Raw genomic sequence first — 2,581 nt, 5'->3', positions numbered from 1 at the left:
TCGTACGCATTCGCTGAGCGGCGCGGCGGCGCCGGATTTCAGGCAGCGATATCCTGTGCGAGCTGTTGCTGAGCGACCTTCCAGTTCCAGGGGAGGAGTTCGTGAAGACGGTTCTGGGGTATGTCGGCGATCTTGGCGAGGACGTCGGTGAACCAGGCGAGCGGATCTACATCGTTGAGGCGTGCGGTGCCAAAGAGGCTGAACATCATTGCGGCGCGCTGGCCACCGCGATCTGAGCCGACGAACAACCAGGCTTTTCTTCCGCGAGCAACGCTGCGCAGCTGTCGCTCTGCTGCGTTGTTCGAGAGACATATGCGGCCGTCGGCGAGGAATGTGGTGAAGCCGTCCCAGTCGTTCTGGAGGTAGGCGATGGCCTTGGCCACCGCATCGTGACGTGAGAGCTGGCTGCGCGTTTCGCGCATCCATGTCTCGAGTTCGGCAACGATGGGAGCTGACCGTTCCTGGCGAACGGCAAGACGCTCGGCGGCGGGCTTGCCGTTGATGTCGCGCTCGATAGCAAAGAGCCGATCGATGATCTCGAGCGCCTCGCTTGCCAGCGGCGAGACCAGCGGCGTGGCGCCCGTTTTCCTGCGTTTGAGTTGCTGCCTGATATCGACGAGCTTGAAGAACTCCCGGCGTGCGTGGACCCAGCAATTGGCGCGGGTCATGGGCTTGTCCAAGCGGCCATCGTCGAACAGGGCATTGAAGCCGGCATACCTGTCGACCTGGAGAATCCCGGTGTAGCCCGCCAGGTGCGCTCGCGGATGCTCACCTCTACGGTCACTGGAGTAGTAACATAGCGCCACCGGTGGCGCTGTGCCCCCGAACGGTCGATCATCGCGAACATAGTCCCATATTCGCGCTACGCTGGTCTTGAGCTTGGCCAAAAGCGGGACGGTGGTGTCGTCAGCATGTAGGCGATCTGCGGCAAGCCCGTGGGCTTCCAGCAGCAAGAACAGGGGCCTTACCGCCACGCAGATTGCGCCGATCTGGTCCGCCAAGGTTGAAAGGCTCAAGGGGACGCCTTCGGCCTCGAGCCTGTCGCGTTGGCTATTGAGTGGCTGGTGAAGGCCGTACTTCTGGAAGGCGAGGTTTGCCAGGAAGTGCGGCCCGAACATTCCGCGCGGGGTTACATGGAAAGGCGCTGGTGGCTGGCTGATCTTCTCGCAGCGGCGACAGGAGATTTTCTCGCGTACGGTTTGGATCACCTTGTGACGGGCCGGAACACGCTCGAGCGTCTCGGTGATTGCCGCAGGCAGATGACTCAGATCGTTCGAGCCGCAGCACGGACACACCTCCGGCGCAGGGATGATGACCTGCTCACGCGGAAGATCGGCGGGGAAGTCGCGGCGGGTGGATCGCTTGCGGGTGAAGGCCTGGACCGTGGTGGTTTTGGCAGCCGCGATCTGGCCAAGCAGCTCGGCCTCGCTGGCATTGGCCTCGAGCTCTTCGAAGGTCAGTTCGAGCTGATCGAGCAGACGCCGGCTACGCTCGGAGCGCGCGCCATATTTGTCGCGGCGCATCTGCTCATTCATCAGTTCGAGATGGGCGTTGCGGGCCAGCAGGTCGGCATTGATCGCCCAGACTTTGGCAACCTCGGCCTCGGCCACCAGTGCCTTGTCCCGAGCTTGCTCGGCCTGCTCGCGCGCCAAGGCCAGCTCGGCTCGAAGCTGCAAAAGCTCATCGGGGGCATCGCCGGGGACCATGCAGTATTATACCCGCAAAGCCCGCTCAAACCCAGCATTTACCGGCATTTTCCCGACTGAAGAAACAATTTTGCACCGGGGCAGAATCACCCGACCTGCGTCGGGCGCCAGGTCTCCTGCGGGTTGCGCCAATCCACGCCTTCGAGCAGGCAGGCCATCGCCGAAGCCGAGATCGCAATCGTCCCATCCTTTGCCGATGGCCAGACAAAACGTCCTCGTTCCAAGCGTTTTGCGTATAACGACATCCCGAGGCCGTCGTGCCACAAGATCTTGCACAGCGATCCGCTCCGCCCCCTGAAGACGTACAGATCGCCGGCATGCACGTCCTTGTTCAGGGATTGCTGGACCTGCAGGGCCAGAGAACGCATTCCCCGCCGCATGTCCGTGTGCCCAAGCGCCAACCACACCCTAACGCCGCTTGGGATCGGGATCATCGGGCCAATGCCTTGACGACGGTCTGTGCCAACGTCGCCGACGCCGAATTGTAGATGCTCACCCGGGCTCCGTGAGAGAGCTCAACTATGATCGCCGGTTGCCCAGGTGTTGGCACAGAACTGCTCTCTTCCAATACGACAGCTTCAACGAAGCCATGGTCTTCCTGCGAAGCAACAAGCGTCGCGCCAAGCTTGCGTCGCCAGGTATAGACCAACGCTGTGGAGACGTCGTGGCGCCGCGCAACCTGCGCAACGCACGCGCCGGGGGCAAAGGCCTCTTCCAGAATGCGTCGCTGTTCCTCGACACTCCAGCGACGGCGCCGTTCAGGTCCGCCGAAAACCGTGATCCGCCCCACAAACCGCTCCTAAGTACGCAAATAACTGCGACCTTAAGACCGTCACATAATCCCAACAGCAAGGCGCCGCTCAGCGGAGGCGTAC

At 62.1% G+C, this 2,581-nt stretch carries 3 protein-coding genes; all 3 read right to left on the bottom strand.

Going from position 1 to position 2,581, the window contains the following annotated elements:
- Window positions 1-38 precede the first annotated feature (38 nt).
- Complete coding sequence (gene tnpC, locus ACQKOE_RS16525; RefSeq protein ID WP_427513783.1) at window positions 39-1,706, bottom strand: IS66 family transposase; 1,668 nt, start codon at window positions 1,704-1,706, stop codon at window positions 39-41.
- An 86-nt stretch (window positions 1,707-1,792) separates the two neighbouring features.
- A complete protein-coding gene (tnpB, locus tag ACQKOE_RS16520) occupies window positions 1,793-2,140 on the bottom strand; it encodes an IS66 family insertion sequence element accessory protein TnpB (protein WP_317210012.1) in 348 nt (115 codons plus the stop codon).
- Window positions 2,137-2,496, bottom strand: coding sequence for an IS66-like element accessory protein TnpA (gene tnpA, locus ACQKOE_RS16515; RefSeq protein WP_427513782.1), 360 nt, complete (start codon window positions 2,494-2,496; stop codon window positions 2,137-2,139). Before tnpA ends, tnpB begins: the two co-directional genes overlap by 4 nt.
- Window positions 2,497-2,581 lie beyond the last annotated feature (85 nt).

Source organism: Novosphingobium sp. NPDC080210 (assembly GCF_050281025.1).
GTDB lineage: Bacteria > Pseudomonadota > Alphaproteobacteria > Sphingomonadales > Sphingomonadaceae > Novosphingobium.
The sequence above is the reverse complement of the archived record's forward strand: the minus strand, read 5'-3'. Positions and strand labels throughout refer to the sequence as shown.

Coding starts and splice junctions, on each gene's coding strand:
- tnpC (WP_427513783.1), bottom strand. CDS start 1,706: ATGGTCCCCGGCGATGCCCCCGATGAGCTTTTGCAGCTTCGAGCCGAG.
- tnpB (WP_317210012.1), bottom strand. CDS start 2,140: ATGATCCCGATCCCAAGCGGCGTTAGGGTGTGGTTGGCGCTTGGGCAC.